This is a genomic window from Streptomyces aidingensis, from assembly GCF_900112355.1.
In the GTDB taxonomy this organism is placed as follows: Bacteria; Actinomycetota; Actinomycetes; order Streptomycetales; family Streptomycetaceae; genus Streptomyces; species Streptomyces aidingensis.
The window spans coordinates 24,016-40,831 of record NZ_FOLM01000025.1; the positions used below are offsets into that span (position 1 = coordinate 24,016).

At 72.4% G+C, this 16,816-nt stretch carries 8 protein-coding genes; 2 read left to right on the forward strand and 6 right to left on the reverse strand.

Going from position 1 to position 16,816, the window contains the following annotated elements:
* Nucleotides 1–89: 89 nt before the first annotated feature.
* Nucleotides 90–2,885 carry a glycosyltransferase gene (locus tag BM242_RS26885; protein ID WP_107365189.1) on the forward strand — a complete coding sequence of 932 codons (2,796 nt, stop codon included), beginning with the start codon at nt 90–92 and terminating at the stop codon, nt 2,883–2,885.
* A 108-nt stretch (nt 2,886–2,993) separates the two neighbouring features.
* On the opposite strand, the gene BM242_RS26890 is transcribed toward BM242_RS26885, so the two are convergent.
* The 6 genes from BM242_RS26890 to BM242_RS26910 form a co-directional block, all read right to left on the reverse strand.
* Nucleotides 2,994–6,101 carry an OmpL47-type beta-barrel domain-containing protein gene (locus BM242_RS26890; protein WP_093841550.1) on the reverse strand — a complete coding sequence of 1,036 codons (3,108 nt, stop codon included), beginning with the start codon at nt 6,099–6,101 and terminating at the stop codon, nt 2,994–2,996.
* Between the two features lie 5 nt (nt 6,102–6,106).
* The gene (locus BM242_RS26895; protein ID WP_175541601.1) at nt 6,107–10,471 is read right to left on the reverse strand and encodes an alpha-L-arabinofuranosidase C-terminal domain-containing protein; all 4,365 of its coding nucleotides are present in this window, start codon (nt 10,469–10,471) and stop codon (nt 6,107–6,109) included.
* 285 nt (nt 10,472–10,756) lie between these two features.
* Complete coding sequence (locus BM242_RS30995) at nt 10,757–10,888, reverse strand: hypothetical protein (RefSeq protein ID WP_281254724.1); 132 nt, start codon at nt 10,886–10,888, stop codon at nt 10,757–10,759.
* Nucleotides 10,889–10,945: 57 nt separating this feature from the next.
* Nucleotides 10,946–12,439 (reverse strand): L-arabinose isomerase, encoded by a 1,494-nt coding sequence (araA, locus tag BM242_RS26900; RefSeq protein ID WP_093841552.1) that lies wholly within the window; start codon nt 12,437–12,439, stop codon nt 10,946–10,948.
* Between the two features lie 208 nt (nt 12,440–12,647).
* Nucleotides 12,648–14,324, reverse strand: coding sequence for a ribulokinase (gene araB, locus BM242_RS26905; protein ID WP_093841553.1), 1,677 nt, complete (start codon nt 14,322–14,324; stop codon nt 12,648–12,650).
* A gap of 123 nt (nt 14,325–14,447) precedes the next feature.
* Entirely contained in the window at nt 14,448–15,434 is a 987-nt protein-coding gene (locus tag BM242_RS26910; RefSeq protein ID WP_093841571.1) for a LacI family DNA-binding transcriptional regulator, read from the reverse strand.
* Nucleotides 15,435–15,821: 387 nt separating this feature from the next.
* Here BM242_RS26910 and BM242_RS26915 point away from each other — a divergent pair, with 387 nt between their 5' ends.
* A complete protein-coding gene (locus BM242_RS26915; RefSeq protein WP_093841554.1) occupies nt 15,822–16,805 on the forward strand; it encodes an ABC transporter substrate-binding protein in 984 nt (327 codons plus the stop codon).
* The last annotated feature ends 11 nt before the right edge of the window (nt 16,806–16,816 follow it).

The window sequence follows — 16,816 nt, forward strand, 5'->3', positions numbered from 1 at the left end:
CGGGTGAGGTAGGTTCTTCGCCACGCATTCCGCCACCGAAGAGAACCCGCGTCCGCGGTCGCCGCACGGCAGAGAGCAGGGGTAAGGGCATGGCATCGAAGCCGGTCGGCGAACGGCTGAGGTCAACGGCGCGCAGGGCCGCGAGCAGAGTGGTCAACAGAGCCGCCGCGCACGGCATCACCTCCGACCGTGCGCGGGCGCTGGAGGAGCGCGCGCGGGTACTGGAGGAACGCGCGCGGGTGCTGGAGGAGCGCGCGCGCACACTCGACAACCGCGGGCGTGAGCTGGAGAAGGAGCTCAGGCGTGCGCTGAAGCGCAGCACGGTCCTGGAGAACCAGCGGGACCGCTTCCGGCCCGCCGCCCTGGCGATCGACGCCCTGGCCAGGAAGCTCGGCCTCGACTTCGACCCCGCCGCGGGCGCCGGCCACCTGCGTCAGGCGGTGGGCCGGCTCCAGGCCGAGGCGCTGCTGGTCCACGGAGTTCTGCACGGCGAGGGCCTGGACGATGCCGTCGTCGGCGCGGTCCGGGCCCTGCTGGCCGACCCGCAGCACATCGCCCGCGCCCGCGCGCTGTGCACCGCGCTTCTGGAGGACGAGCGCACCCGCCCCGGCGCCTGGGTCGCCCTGGGGCATTACCTGCTGGTGTGGGGCTCGCGGGAGAAGGCCCACGGCGCCTTCTCCCGGGCCCCCGTCGACCTGATCGCGAGGACGGCGGCCGGCGAGGCCCTGTCCTGCGCCTTCCATGCCGACCCGGCGGCGGGCCAGGAACTCGCGTCGAGACTCGTGGCGGAACCGGGCCTCTCCGGGCAGGCCGCCTTCGCCGTGGCGGGCGTGCTGACCGGCGAGCACCGCCTCGCCCTCGCCCGCCGTGCCCTCCGGCGCGCCGAGGAGAGCGGCCCGCACACCGGGCTGCTCGCCAGGGACATCGCGCGGCTCGGCGAGTGGCTGCGGGAGCGCCCCGAGGAGCTCGACACCGTGGCGCCGCCGCGGACCCGCCCGGCGATCGGCCTGATCCACTACGGGCACCCGCACCACGAGCTGGAATCCTCCGACATCGGCGACTACACCCAGACCGTCGCCGTACTGGGCCACCTGCTGCGGCGCAACGGTCTGACCCTGCACACCGACGACACCGGGCTCGCCGGCGCCCTGGACACCCTGCGCGCCTGCATTCCCCCGGAGATCCGGCTGGACCGTCCGGCCGCCGACGCCGATCTCGTCCCGGTCTCGCGCGACGCGTCCCGCCGGGACGCGCTGCCGGAGCCGACCTGGACCATCGTGTTCGGCTGGTACATGCGCCGGATATGGGGGCGCCACGACTTCCCGTTGCACCCGGCGATCCGGCCCCTCTTCCTCAGCTTCCACCTCAACCGGTCCGAGATTCTCACCCCCGGGGCCGTGGCGTACCTCAAGAAGTACGGCCCGGTCGGCTGCCGCGACTGGCACACCGTCGACCGGCTCCTGAGCCACGGCGTCGACGCCTTCTTCTCCGGCTGCGTCACCACCACCACGTACTTCACCGGCGGCATCCGCAGGCCGGGCACCGGTGCCCCCGGGACCGGTGAGGTCGACGCGCGGGGCCAGGCCCCGGGGACGGGGCTCACACAGGTCACGACGGAGGTCAACGACCGGTCCTTCGGCGCGAACCTCCTCGCCGCCCACGAACACCACCTGGTGCTGCGCGACGCCCACGAGCGGCTCCGCACCAGCCGGCTCCACGTCTACCTGCCGGCCACCTCCATGGGCGTGCCGGTCGACTTCGAGCCGCGCAACGCGGCCGACATCCGCTTCGAGGGCCTGGCCGGCCTCACCCCCGGCTCCCCGGAGATCACCGCCATCCAGGAGCGGATCTCCGGCCTGCTGGACACCGTCCTGGGCCCGGTCACCTCCGGTGCCGAGGAGAAGGAGGTGTACGACGCCTGGCGCGAGGCCACCGCTCCGCTGGTCGGGCTCGCCCGCGAGCGGCGTGCCCGGTGGCAGGCGTTCCGCCCGCCGGTCGAGTCGCTCGCGACGGCCGCGGACCCGGTCCGGGAGAACGCCGTCCACCTCGGCGAGGGCGGCGATGTCCATGTCGCGATCGCGCTCGACCAGAACCTCGTCGAGCAGGCGCCCGTGGTGCTGGAGGGCATCGACACGCACACCGCCTCCGATGTCCGGGTCCATGTGATGACCCGCGGCATCGGCCCGGAGACGGTCGGGGACTGGGCGAAGGCCTTTCCGCGCCTGAAGTTCTCGCACTACCGCTTCGACGAGGTCGGCTACGGCGAGATCCGCGGCATGCTCTCGCACACCACCGTCTCCACCATGGACCGCCTGCTGCTGCCGGACATCCTGAGCGGTCTCGACCGCGTCGTCTACCTCGACATCGATGTCGCGGTGCTCGGCGATGTGCGGGAGCTGTGGGAGTTCGGCCTGGGCGGCGCGGCACTCGCGGCCCGTCCGACCGCTTCGGAGTGGGCCGAGTCCGGCCTCCGGTCCGTCTACCGCTCCGCGCAGCGGCTCCCCGTCGAGCCGGCACACGAGTTCCGGGCCTATATGCACGCCCGGGTCGGCGGCGACTTCACCTCGTTCAACGCCGGCATCCTGGTGCTCGATCTGGCCCGGATGCGTGCCGACGGCTTCACGGAGCACTTCGCCGGCATCGCCGGCCGCTACGGGCTGAACGACCAGGACGTGCTCTGCTGCTACGCCGGAGAGGGCGCGGCCCGGCTCCCGGACCGGTGGAACGCCTTCCCGACCCGGGAGCCGGTCGGCGAGGACGTCCGGCTGCTGCACTATGCCGGGGGCGCCAAGCCGTGGAGCGATCTCCCGGTGCCCGAGAAGCACCGCTGGACCGCCCTGCGCGACCGGTACCTGGCCCGCGCCCGGCGGGCCGGCATCCGCTGAGCGCCGCCGGCCCGGCCCCGCCGGTGCGGCGAGGCGGCCGTCCCGGCGCGTGGTTGCCTGCCGGGACGGCCGCCCGCCGGATGCCGGGAGGGCCCCGGCGTCCGCCGCTCAGCGCTTGCGGACCTTGAGCGTCACCTCCGCGGCCGATGTGGCGTGGTTGTCGTCGCCGGCGTAGCCGACGGTCAGCCGCCAGGTGCCGGTGCCCAGGGTTGCCGTGTCGATGGCGATGGTGGCGCGCCCGCCGGAGAGCGTGCCGCGGCCCACCTCCAGATCGCCGCCGGAGAGGATGCGGATCTCGCCGGTCGGGGTGGCCGCCCCGCCGGTCACCTCGACCACCGCGGAGACCTCGCCGCCCGGCCCCACCGACTTGCGGGTCAGGGTGGCGGTCGTGGTGGTGGCGTCGAGCTGCCGGCGCGGCACGGCGATGGAGTTGGTCTGCTCCACCAGGCCCGCGTGGTCCACCGCCCGGTACAGCACGGTGGTCGCCACATCGCCGAAGGTCAGCGGCCCGGTGTAGACCGTCCAGGAGGATCCGGCGCCGGCCAGGTACTCGACCCGGGCCACGCCCGAGGTGTTGTCGGCCGAGGCGATGGTGACGGTCCGGTCCTCGCCGTTCCACACGGCCCGGCTCACCGGTGCCTCGGTGTCCACCGCGATCTCCCGGCCGACCGGGGCGGAGACATTGCCGGTGAGGTCCGCCGCCCGGGCCAGGACGGTGTGCCGGCCGTCGCCCAGCGGGAGGGACGCCTCCCCGCCGTCGGTGGCCGTCCAGGTCGCGCCGTCGTCGAGGGAGAGCTCCACCTGCCGCACCCCGGTGTCGTCGGTGGCGGTCGCGCGGGCGGTCACCGGGACGGTGAACCAGTCCGCGAGGCCGTCCGGCCCGTCGGGGTCGGTGCCCAGCTCCACCACCGGGTCCGCGGCGTCGGTGACGGTCACCGTGGCCTCGGCGCGCAGCCGCTGCCCGGTCAGCGCCCCCTCGACCCGGAACGTTCCCCAGGCCGCGTACTGTCCGGGCGCCACCTCGTCCCAGTCGACGGCGGTGGCCCGGGTCGAGCCGTCGGCGTAGCCGACCTCCACCGTGGCGGGCAGCTCCGGGGCGACGCCCTCCCGGGTGCGCACCTCGGCCGGCGCCGCGGCCGTGGCCAGCAGGTGCGGCTGGTACGCGGCACGCAGGGCGTCGAGTTCGTCCTGGCTGACGGGGATGACGGTGCCGTGCCGCGGGCTGCTGGGCAGTTCCGCCTCCGGAACGGAGGTCCAGGAGCCGGAGGCGATGTCGTCGGTGTAGAACGCCAGATAGCCCTGCCCGCCGTGGTAGCCGGGCTGGTCGATGAGCATGTGCCAGCGGTCCGGGATCACATTGTCGCGGAAGACGGTCGGGCCCTCGCCGCCGGTGAAGGTGCCGCCCCACGGGTTGGGCTGGCCCACCCCGATGCGCTCGGCGACCAGCGACCACGGCGCGGAGGAGGCGGTCGGCAGCTCCCCGCTGACCTGGGCCATCAGATCGGTGGACCTCTCCTGCCGGATGGTCATGGACGCCTCGTCCTTGATGAACCGGTAGAAGGTGTCGCCGTCCCGGACCACGGTCGCGTCGATCATGCCCAGGCCGGCGCCCCGCTGGACGTCGACCCAGGGCCGGGCCTCGCTGAAGGTGCGGAAGTCCCGCGTGGTGGCGTACATCATCCGGTTGTAGGTGGTCCGGACGTCGCGGGACTCCACATCGGTGGTCGGGTAGAGGTTGGAGGCCCAGTAGACGACGTACTGGCCGGATGCCTCGTCCCAGAACGCCTCGGGGGCCCAGGTGTTGCCCGCGAAGTCCGAGGAGACCTTGACCATCCGCTGGTCGGACCAGTGCACCAGGTCGGTGGACTCCCACACCATCAGGTGTCTGCTGCCGGATTCCTGGGCCTCGCCGAAGTTGTTCCCGCCGTAGATCTTCAGGTCGGTGGCGAGCAGATAGAACTTGTCGCCCTCGGGGGAACGGATCAGGAACGGGTCGCGCAGGCCCCGCTCGCCCATGGTGGAGGTGAGCACGGGCCGGGCGCCGTTCAGCTCGTCCCAGGCCGTCGGATCGTTCCCCTTGGACGCGGCGAAGTAGATCTTCTCGCCGTCGTCGGTGCTCTCACCGGCGAAGTAGGGGAAGAAGTACGCCTCGTACGGTGCGGGGGCCGGCCGGGGCAGCACGGTGACCGGGATGGTCCTGGTGGCGGTGGCGCCGGCCAGCGAGGCGGTGACGGTGAGCGGGACGGTGACCGCCTCGGCGCCGTGCTCGGGCCGGGTGACCTCGCCGGTGGCGGTCACCACCGACTCGTCGGCGGACCGCCAGGTGAGCTCGGCGCCGTAGGCACCGGCCGTGGGCAGGGTGAGGTTCTCCCGCACCCCGTCGGCGTCGGTCAGGGTGACGGCGTCGGCCGCCTCCTGTGCCTTGGCCGCCATGCGCGCGGTGACCTCGCTCTCCGCCAGCGCCCGGTCGTAGATGCGGAAGTCGCGCAGCATCCCCGCGAAGGAGTTGTCCGCGGGGTAGGCGGAGCGGCCAAGCCAGTTGTGGGCGGAGACGCCGTCGGGTTCCCCGATGGCACCGGGCAGCGAGGTGATGCCGCTGTTCTCGGCGACCAGGGTGCCGTCCACATAGAGCCGGGCCGTTCCGGGCGAGGCGGCGCTGCCGCCCCGCACGGTGTAGGTGATGTGCTTCCACGCACCGGCCGGCAGTGCCGTGGCGGCGGTGGCGCTCTGCTCGGTGGCGTGGCCGCTCTCGGCCATGGCGGCGCGCAGCCGGCCGTCGGCGTCCGATCCGGTCACGAAGAGATAGCCGTCGCCGTCCGGCCAGTTCTGCCGGTTGCCCAGGTTGAACATGAACCAGTTCCCGGTCAGGCCCGGGTCGACGCTGACGTCGAAGTCCACGGTGATCTCGTCGAGTCCGGCGAGCAGGGAGTCCGGCAGCCGGATCGCGTTGCCGGAGCTCTCCGGGCCGCCGGTGAAGGCGAAGCCCGCGCCGGAGCGCCAGGCGGCCTCGCCCTCCACGGTGCCGTCGTTGCCGTTGCCCGAGGAGTCGGCGGCCCGGGTGCCCTCGGTCTCGTCGAGCCGGTACCAGGCCACCAGGCCGGGGTCGGGCGCCTCGGCCGCGTGGGTGGGAGCGGCGGTGACGGTGAGTGAGCCCGCGAGCAGGGCGGCGCTCAGCAGTGCGCCGATACCGGCCCGTCTGCGTGTGGTTTTCCGCATGGCGGTCAGTCCTTCTTCGGCTTGGTGACGCGCAGCTTGAGGCTGGTCTGGGAGGGCTTGTGGTCGCCGTCGCCGAGGTAGCGGACGACGAGCCGGTAGGTGCCCCTGGTCAGGACGGTGGTGTCGAGGGACACCGTCGCGGTGCCGTCGGTGAGCATCCCGGAGGCCAGGGGCTCGCCCCCTTCCAGGACGCGCACCTCGCCGGTGGGTGCCGGGCCGCCGTCGGCTCCCATGACGCGCACGGTCAGCTCCACGGCCTCGCCGCGTTCGGCCTTCACCTTTCCGGGCCACACCGTGGTCATGGTGCCGGTCAGCTCCGCCCGGTGGGCGGGCACCACCACGGTGCCGGGCTGCTCGGCGTTGCCCAGCCGGTCCACCGCGCGGAACTGCACGGTGGTCTCGGCGTCGCCGACCACGACCGGGCCGGTGTACGGCTGCCAGTCGCCCGAGGTGCCGGTCCGGGTCTCGATCCGCTCCACGCCGGAGCCGGAGTCGGCGGCGCGGACCGTCACGGTGCGCGCCTCGGCGTCGACGGTGGCGTTGGACACCGGGGCGGCGCTGTCGATGCCGAAGCCGACCGGACGCAGCTCGCCGGTGTTGCCGGCCGCGTCCACGGCACGGACCTCGACGGTGTGCGGGCCGTTGCCGCCGACCTGGACGGAGGCCTCGGCGGGCGGCCTGGCCACCCAGTCGCCGCCGTCCACCCGGAACTCGATCCGGTCCAGCTCGCGGTCGTCGGAGGCGGTCGCGGACACGGTGACCGGGTCGGCGTACCACCCGTTCACCGCCGTGCCCGCCACGGTCACGTCGTCGACCGCGGGTGCGGTGCCGTCGGCGGTGTGCATCCGCAGGAAGGTGACGGACTGCGGGGGGAAGTCGTAGTCGAACGAGTTGGACAGCCCGTCGATCTGCCGGGTGACCGGCATGACGTTGGTGGGGTCGGCCTTGGTGTTGGTGTCGGTGAGCGAGGAGGCGGTCATCTGGATGATCTCTCCGGACGGCTCGACGGCCACGTCCGAGACCTCGACCCGGGTGCGGACGGTCTCCGCCGAGGTGTTGACCACCTTGGCCACCAGGTCCCCGGTGGCCTTGTCGCGGGTGACGACCTGGAACAGCTTCTCGTTGTCCGCGGCCTCATGGGTCATGTGCAGTTCGTCGTTGAGGTAGAGGGAGATGGTGTTGCCGGCGACGACGATCTTCACCTTGTTGGTGACGCCGGTCTCCACTCCGGTGCCCTCGACCGCCTTGACCTCGGCGGCGGAGCCGCCCTGGGCCCGCTGGAGCACCGAGCGGGTGTTGTTCCAGCCGCCGATGTTCCACCAGTAGTAGTCGTTGCCGCCCTGGGCGGCGAACCCGATGAGGAAGCCCTCGCTGCCGGAGATCTTCCGGGCGTCGAGTTCGAGCGTGTAGTTGGTCCAGTCCTTGGTGTACCCGTCGGTGATCACGGAGCGGGCGTCGGTGGTGGTGTCCGAGGACTGCACGTACTCGCCGTCGGTGACGGCCCAGGAGCCGGCCACGGGGTTCCAGCCGGAGGCGTCGGAGAACCCGTCGGAGAACAGCGTCTCCCCGGTGGCGTTGGAGGTGACCCGCACATTGTCGTAGGCGGCGGCGGTGTTCCAGGTGGACAGGAAGACGCCGCCCTGGACGACGCCCTGGTTGACGGTGCCGGTGAAGGTGCTGGGCACCACCTCGTCACCGGGGTTGTTGCCGAACAGCTTCTGCACCTCCCAGTTGGGGGTGGTCCAGGACTCGTCGTTGTCGAACCAGATGGCGTCCGGGCTCCACTGCACATAGGACTCGTTGGACAGCAGCGGCGCGTAGGAGGCGAGCCGCACCACGTCGGCGTTGCGCTGCAGTCCGGTCATGTATGCCGCTTCGGCCAGGGCGTTGTAGAAGGTGTTGCCGCGCGAGGCGTACTCGCCGAGGAACACCTTGGGGCCGTTGCGGTCGTAGGCGTCGTAGCGGTGGTTGTTGAGCAGGAACCACGCGGGGTCGTTGTAGTAGTGCTCGTCGACCATGTCGACGTTCTGCCGGCGGTTGTAGTCCCAGAGGGTGTCGAACCGCGCGCCGGAGTCGTCGGGGCCGGAGTTGGAGATGATGGTGATCTCCGGGTACTCCGCCTCGATGGCGTCGCGGAAGGCGGGGAAGTTGGCCTCGAAGGTGGTGGTGTTCTCCTCGTTGCCCAGGCCGATCATCTCCAGCCCGAAGGGTTCGGGGTGGCCGAGCGCGGCCCGCTTGGCGCCCCACTCGGTGGTGGTGTCGCCGTTGGCGAACTCGATGAGGTCCAGGGTGTCGTCCACCCACCTGGCGATCATCTCGGGGTCGTGCATCTCGGGGATGGTCGAGCCGCAGCCGTTGGCGCCCACCGAGACCACGGGCAGCGGCTCGGCGCCGAGGTCCTCGGCGAACTTGAAGTATTCGAGGTAGCCGATGCCGTAGGACTGGTTGTAGCCCCAGAAGTTCCAGTTGGTGGGGCGTTCCTCGACCGGGCCGATGGTTTCCTTCCACTGGTAGGTGCGCCGCCGGTCCTGGTAGCCGCTCTCCTGGTAGGTGCGGAAGGTGCCGACGTTGGTGACGCAGCCGCCGGGGAAGCGCAGGAAGGCCGGCTTCGCCGCGGCGATGTGCTCGGCGAGGTCCTTGCGCAGCACGGACCGGCCGTTGACCGGGCCGACCCAGCGGTCCCGGGGCATCACCGAGATCATGTCCAGGCCGATCTCGGAGGCGGCGCCGGAGGTGACGACCAGCCGGGCCGCGTCGGTGGTGGCGTTCGCGGTCAGTGTCACCTCGTACTTCCGCCAGGTTCCGGAGCCGTCCAGGGCGGCCTCGGCCGCGGCGTGGACGGCGCTGCCGTCGGCGTTCTCCAGCCGGATGGCCAGGGGCTGGGCGGTGGTGCTGCGCGCCCACAGGGAGGCGTCGTACTCGGCGCCGGCCTGGAGGGCGAAGCCGTTGTTGTAGCCCAGGTTGCGCAGGCCGTCGCCGGGGCCGTCGGCGACCAGCCGGAAGTAGTTGCGGTTCAGCTCGTTCAGCCGGCCGTCGTCGTCGACGACGAGTGCCTCGGGGGCCTGGCCGCCGCCGTTGACGAGCTGCCAGCCGGTCATGCCGGTGAAGGAGGCGTTGTCCGAGGAGTTGAACTCGAAGGAGCGGTTGCGCACCAGTTCGGCGTACAGGCCGCCGTCGGCGGCGTAGTTGATGTCCTCGTAGAAGATGCCGAACATGGTGTCGCTGATCTGGGCGGCGGACGCGTCGCCGTCGATGGTCAGGTCGGCGCTGGAGGTGCTGACCTGGTTCAGCCTGAAGCGGACCGCGTCGGCCTCGGCGCCGAGCACCAGCGGGTTCCCGCCGCCGGCGTAGCCGGTGCCGGCCTCGTCGCGCAGGTACAGCTCGCCGCCGCCCGCGTCGGTCAGCCGGAGGGCGGTCGCCGGGTCGCCGCTCTGGCCGAGCGCCAGCGTGCCGTTGTCGGCGACGACCGGGCGGTCGCCGTCAGTGCTGTGCAGGTGGACCGAGCCGTCGCTCCGGGCGGTCGCGGTGAAGGACAGCGGGGACAGCGGCTGGTCGGGGGTGAGGGCGAGGCCGGCCTCGGTCTCGGCGAGATGGGCGCCGGTGCCGGACTGCCGCAGGGCGAAGGTGCCGTCGGGCTGGATGTCGCGGCCCTCGGCCGCGGTCACCCGGAAGTCGTCGAACGTGGCGTCGAGGGTGGTGCCGTCGAGCGCGCCGAGGGCGTAGATGCCCACCTGGGTGGTCGGGAAGGCCGCGGTCACCGAGGAGGCGTCCGTCCAGGCGCCGGAGGCGTCCCGGTAGCGGGTGGTGAGGGTGTCTCCGGTCCGCTGGAGCTGGAGCGTCTCGCCGGTGGATGCGGGCCGGTCGGTGAAGGACACGGCGCTGAACGCGGCGGCGGTCTCGATGTCGTTCTCGATGGCGATCCCCGAGGGCGACAGGGAGCCGACATAGGTGAGGCCGGACCGGACGTAGTTGTCCATGTCCTGCCAGGCGATCAGGCCGGCGCCCTGGTAGGTGCCGGCCACCGGTGCCCGGACGGTCACCTCGGCGGTGAAGTCACCCGCCGGGATGTCGACCATGAAGACGTTCCGGGCCGAGTTGACGTCCTGGTAGGTGTCACCGGTCTGCCCGGTGATGCGCAGGACCCCGTCCCCGAGCGACCAGGCCGCGGAGTCCTCGTTGGTGATCTCCCATTCCGGATGCAGGGTCGTCGAGCCGAAGTCGTCCGTCCAGGTCTCCCCTTCGACCGCTCCCGCACCGGGGGCGGTCACCGCGGAGAGGGGCACCGCCAGGCCGAGTGTCATGCTCCCGGCCACCAGGGCTCTGGTCCACCTTCGGCCGGGGCTGCCGCCCGGCCGCTGGGCTGTTGTCATGAGGCGCGCTCCACTGTGAGTTCCACGCAGGACAAGCCGGGCACAGCCAGCTTCATAACCCGGAAGTGTGAGCGCTAACACAAATCGCGTCAAGGGATCGCGCACGCCTCGTCGTTCCGGGCAGGCGGCGCGGTGGGCGGCCGGACAGCCGCTGCCGCAGGCAAAGTTGCACGCAGATCGCGTGACATGGGCGAGGCCGGGCATCCGGAGAACGGCCGCGGCACCGCCGAACGGCCCCTTCCGGGCCGGGCCCGCACACCCTGAGCACCATTGATGGGTGAACGCTCACAGATTTCCGGCCACCCGGGCGGGGGCCAGGGCGGGCCGCGGCACCCCGCCCGGGCGGTGCCCGGCGCGGGGCGGTCGGTGCACGATGCGCCGGGCCGCCTCCGCCCGGCCGGCGGCATCCCCGCTCACGCCGGTGCGCTCACACCGGTCCACGGGCCCGGGAGGGCGGACCCGTGGACCGGCGGCTCAGGACAGGCCCCGGGCCAGCCGGCGGTACGCCTGGTTCCAGGCCAGCCGGTCGGCGAAGTCCTCCGGGGTCGTCCGCCCGTCGACGACCACCAGCTCGGTGTCGCTCATCCGGGCGAAGTCGCGCAGCACGGACGATCCGGCCCGGGTCAGCACCGTGTGGTGCGGACCGCCCGCGATCAGCCAGCACTCCGCGGAGGTGGACAGCGAGGGGCGGGGCTTCCACACCGCCCGGGCGACCGGCAGGCTGGGCAGCGGCTCGTCGGGCTCGACGACATCGATCTCGTTGGCCACCAGGCGGAACCGGTCGCCGAGGTCGGCCAGGCCGATGACGGTGGCCGGGCCGGGCGCGGCGTCGAAGACCAGCCGCACCGGGTCCTCCCGGTCGCCGATGGACAGCGGGTGGATCTCACAGGACGGCCGGCCGGCCGCGATGGTCGGGCAGACCTCCAGCATGTGCGCGCCGAGCACCTTCGGCTCGCCCGGGCCGAAGTGGTAGGTGTAGTCCTCCATGAAGGACGCCCGGGGGCCCATCGCCTTGGCGGCGGCGAGCAGCGCCGCGGTCTTCCAGTCGCCCTCGCCGCCGAAGCCGTAGCCGTCCGCCATCAGCCGCTGCACGGCCAGGCCGGGAAGCTGGCGCAGCCCGCCGAGGTCCTCGAAGTTGGTGGTGAAGGCGCCGAAGCCGCCCGCGGTGAGGAACTGCCGCAGGGCGGCCTCGATCCGGGCGGCGTAGCGCAGCGACTCATGGCGCTCGCCGCCGGGCGCGAGTTCCGGTGCCAGCCGGTAGAGCGCGGCATACTCCTCGACCAGGCGGTCGATGTCGGGCGCGGCCACGGCGTCCACCAGGTCGGCGAGCTCGGTGACGCCGTAGGTGTTGACGCTGACCCCGAACCGGAGTTCGGCCTCCACCTTGTCGCCCTCGGTGACCGCGACATTGCGCATGTTGTCGCCGAAGCGGGCCACCCGCAGCGTGCGCAGGCACCGGTGGCCCAGCGCGGCGGCGACCCAGTCGGCTATCCGCCCGGTGACCTGCGGGTCGGACACATGGCCGACCACGGTCTTGCGGTGCACCCCGATGCGGGTCTGGATGTAGCCGAACTCCCGGTCGCCGTGGGCCGCCTGGTTGAGATTCATGAAGTCCATGTCGATGGTGGACCACGGCAGCGCCCGGTTGAGCTGGGTGTGCAGATGCAGCAGCGGCTTGCGCAGCACGTCCAGTCCGGAGATCCACATCTTGGCCGGGGAGAAGGTGTGCATCCAGGCGATCACCCCGACGCAGGCCGGATCGGTGTTGGCCGCCTCCATGGTCTGCCGGATGCCGGCCGGGTCGGTCAGCACCGGCTGCCACACGATCTCGGCCCCGGTCGCGCCGGATTCGGCCAGCATCCGCTGGATGCTCCGGGACTGGTCGGCGACCTGCTCCAGGGTCTCGGCGCCGTAGAGGTGCTGGCTGCCGGTCAGGAACCAGACCTGCGGTTTGGCGACGGAAGTCATCGGTGATCCTCTCCTGGGCCCAGGGCCCGTAGACGTGTCGGTGGCGCTCGTCCGGCCGGACCGCCGCGGTGCGCGGACGGGTGCCGGTGCGCCGGGCCGTCGTCGCCGCCGGCCGCGGCCGGAACGGTCGTTGCTTCCGCCCGACGCGCCGGCGGCCGTGCTGGTGCGTCCCGGGCCGGCGGCGCCCGGCGCGCCGGCCCGGGACCCGCTACTCCCCCGCCCCCTCGGCGGCGGCCCGGCGTATCGCCGAGAGCCTGTGCAGCACGTCGTTGCCGCCCCGGCCGAAGTGGTCGTGCAGCCGCAGGTACTCGGCGAACAGCTCCCGGTAGGCGTCGGCGGCGGCCCGGTCCGGCCGGTACACCGCGCGCCGCACCGAGCCCATGGCCTCGGCGGCGGCCCGGATGTCCGGGTGGGCGCCGGCGGCGACCGCGGCGTGCAGCGCGGAGCCGAGGGCCGGGCCCTGGCTGGAGCCGATGGCGGACAGCGGCATGTCCAGGACGTCCGAGTAGATCTGCATCAGCAGGGGGTTGCGCAGCAGGCCGCCGGCCACGATCAGCTCGGTCACCGGGACACCGGCGTCGTTGAACGACTCGATGATCACCTTGGTGCCGAAGGCGGTGGCCTCGATCAGCGCCCGGTAGACGTCCTCGGCCCGGGTCGCCAGGGTCTGCCCGACGATCACCCCGGACAGTTCGTGGTCGACCAGCACGGAGCGGTTGCCGCTGTGCCAGTCCAGCGCGATCAGCCCGTGCTCGCCGACCCGCTGCGCGGCGGCCAGTTCGGTGAGGAGCTCGTGGACGCCGATGCCGCGTTCCCTGGCCCGCTCGTGGTACTCCGGCGGCACCTGGTGGTCGGCATACCAGCCGAAGATGTCGCCGACGCCGCTCTGGCCGGCCTCGTAGCCCCACAGGCCGGGGACGATGCCGCCGTCCACCACCCCGCACATGCCGGGCACCTCGCGCAGTACGTCGCCGCTCATCACATGGCAGGTGGAGGTGCCCATGATGGCCACCATCTGGCCGGGACGGACGGCACCCGCGGCGGGGGCGGTGACATGGGCGTCCACATTGCCGACCGCGACCGCGATGTTCTCGGGCAGTCCGGTCCAGGCGGCGGCCTCGGCGGTGAGGCCGCCCGCCCGGTCGCCGAGGCTGCCGATGGGATGCTCCAGCTTGTCGGCCACGAAGCCGGCGAAGCCGGGGTTGAGCCCGGCCAGGAAGTCCGGCGACGGGTAGGCGCCGTCCTGGCGGATGCCCTTGTAGCCGGCGGTGCAGGCGTTGCGCACATAGCGGCCGGTCAGGCGCCAGACGATCCAGTCCGCGGCCTCCACCCAGCGGTCCATCGCGGCATAGATCTCCGGGGCCTCCTCCAGGACCTGCAGCCCCTTGGCGAACTCCCACTCCGAGGAGATCAGTCCGCCGTAGCGGGGCAGCCACTTCTCGCCGCGCCGCCGGGCCAGTTCATTGATCCGGTTCGCCTGGGGCTGGGCGGCGTGGTGGCGCCAGAGCTTGACATAGGCGTGCGGCTCACCGGCGTACTCGGGCAGGTCGCACAGCGGGGTGCCGTCGGCCTTCACCGGCACCATGGTGCAGGCGGTGAAGTCGGTGCCCAGGCCGATGACCCGGGCCGGGTCCACTCCGGCGTCGGCGAGGGCGGCCGGGACGGCGACGCGCAGCACGTCGAGATAGTCCTCGGGGACCTGGAGCGCCCAGTCCGGCGGCAGCGGCCGGCCGGTGGCGGGCAGTTCCCGGTCCACCACCCCGTGCCGGTACTCGTGCACGCCGGTGCCCAGTTCGGCGCCGTCGCGCACCCGGACCACCACCGCGCGGCCGGAAAGGGTGCCGAAATCGACACCCACCACGAGCGGGTCTGACGCGTCGGCCATGAGGGCCACCTCCGGAATGATCGAAGCCGATTCTTGTTATCGCTCACAATTCATTTGTCACCGGTACGGGGGGCACCGATGCATGCCGCCGGCCCGGGATCCGGCCCCGTGCCGGATCCCGGGTCAGCGCGGCGGGGCGGTCACGCTCTCCCGCTCGACGAGCACGGGGGTGAGGATCCGGCGCACCGGGCCGGACTCCCCGCCCGTGATCCGCTTCAGCAGCAGGTTCAGGGTCTCGGTGGCCACCTGGTCGAAGTCGGGCCGCACGGTGGTCAGCGGCGGGGTGAAATAGGCCGCCTCCGGCACATCGTCGAAGCCGACCACGCTGACCTCGGCGGGCACCGGCCGGCCGCGTTCGTTCAGGGCCCGCAGCACGCCCAGGGCCAGATGGTCGTTGGCGGCGAAGACGGCGGTCACCTCCGGCATTCTGGCCAGCATCTGGCCCGCCCGGTGGCCGGCCGCCGCACTCCAGTCGGCGGGGGTGACCGGCGGGACCTCGGCCCCGGCCTCCTCCAGCGCCCGCTGCCAGCCGCGCACCCGGCCGGCGGCGTCGAGCCAGTCGGAGGGGCCCGAGACATGCCAGACCGTCCGGTGCCCGGCGGCCAGCAGGTGGCGGGTGGCGGCATAGGCGCCGGCCTCCTGGTCCACGGTGACCAGGGCGGCGGACCGCTCCGGATCGCCGTCCACGGTCACCACCGGCACCTCGGCCGGGACCCCGGCCAGCGCCTCGTTCGCCGAGGCGGTCGGGGCGATCACCACGATCCCGGCGACCCGCTGGTCCCGGTGGTGCTCCACGGCGGCGGCGATGGACGGCTGGTCCAGCACCCGCACCCGCCGCACGCTGACCGAGAAGCCGGCGGCCCCGGCGGCCAGTTCGAAGGCGGCCAGCAGCGAGGCGGGGCCGAACAGGGTCGAGTTCGGTGCCACCACCCCGAGCAGCTGGGAGCGCCCGGTCACCAGCGTGCGGGCGGCCCGGTTGGGCCGGTAGCCCAGCTCCTCTATGGCGGCCCGCACCCGCAGCCGGGTCTGCTCCCGCACATTGGGGTGCCCGTTGAGCACGCGGGACACCGTCTGGTGCGAGACGCCGGCCAGCCGGGCGACGTCGGTCATGGCCGGCGCCCGTGCCGCCTGGCCGCCCTGAGAGGTGCCTTCCACCCGTACTCCCTGAGCTCACGGTGTTCTTCCCCGCATCACGGATTGTGAGCGGTAACCGCCCCCGGAGCGCCAACCGGCCCGGTCGGCGCTCCGGCGCGGCCAACGGGAGTCTACGCATTCCATGAACGTCGCCCACGGCCCGAGAAGTATCCCGACCATCGGAGCAGGTCCGAAGGTGAGCGCTAACATAGCCCACCCCCGCCCAAGTATCAACGATGCGAAATTGTCGTTTCCGGGGGGGTTGACGGCCACATTGTGAGCGCTCACTCTGGGACGCCAAGTGACCCGGCCATCAAGCCCGCTGCCGCGGGCGCGGACGGTTGTTGACACGGAGGATGCGCAGTGTTCAAGAAGATCACCAAGGCCGCCGGTGCCCTCGCGCTGCTGGCAACCCTGGCAGCTTGCGGCGGGTCGGACTCCGGCTCCGACGGCGGCAGCGGAGGGGGCAACGGCGACTCCGCCATCACCATGGGCTTCTCCCAGGTCGGCGCGGAGAGCGGCTGGCGGACGGCCAACACCAAGTCGATCCAGGAGGCCGCCGAGGCCGCGGGCATCAACCTCCAGTTCTCCGACGCCCAGCAGAAGCAGGAGAACCAGATCAAGGCGATCCGCTCCTTCATCCAGCAGAAGGTGGACGTCATCGCCTTCAGCCCGGTGGTGGAGACCGGCTGGGACGCGGTGCTGCTGGAGGCCAAGCGGGCCGGCATCCCGGTGATCCTCACCGACCGCGCGGTCGACTCCGAGGACACCTCGCTCTACGAGACCTTCCTCGGTTCCGACTTCGTCGAGGAGGGCCGCAAGGCCGGCCAGTGGCTGGTGGACAACACCGAGGGCCCGGTCAATGTGGTCGAGCTCCAGGGCACCACGGGCGCGGCGCCCGCCATCGACCGCAAGGAGGGCTTCGAGGAGATCATCGCCCAGCGGCCCGACATCGAGATCGTGGCCAGCCAGAGCGGTGACTTCACCCGGGCCGGCGGCAAGCAGGTCATGGAGGCGTTCCTGAACTCCACCGATGACATCGACGTGGTCTACGCCCACAACGACGACATGGGCCTGGGTGCCATCGAGGCGATCAAGGCGGCCGGCCTCCAGCCGGGCACCGACATCAAGATCATCACCGTGGACGCGGTCAAGGACGGCATGACGGCCCTGGCCAACGGCGAGATCAACTTCATCGTCGAGTGCAACCCGCTGCTCGGCGAGCAGCTCATGGACCTGGCCAAGAAGGTCGTGGCGGGCGAGGAGGTCCCGGAGCGCGTGGTGACCGAGGAGACCACGTTCACCCCGGAGCAGGCCAAGGCCGTGCTCGACGAGCGCCAGTACTGACCCACGCCTCG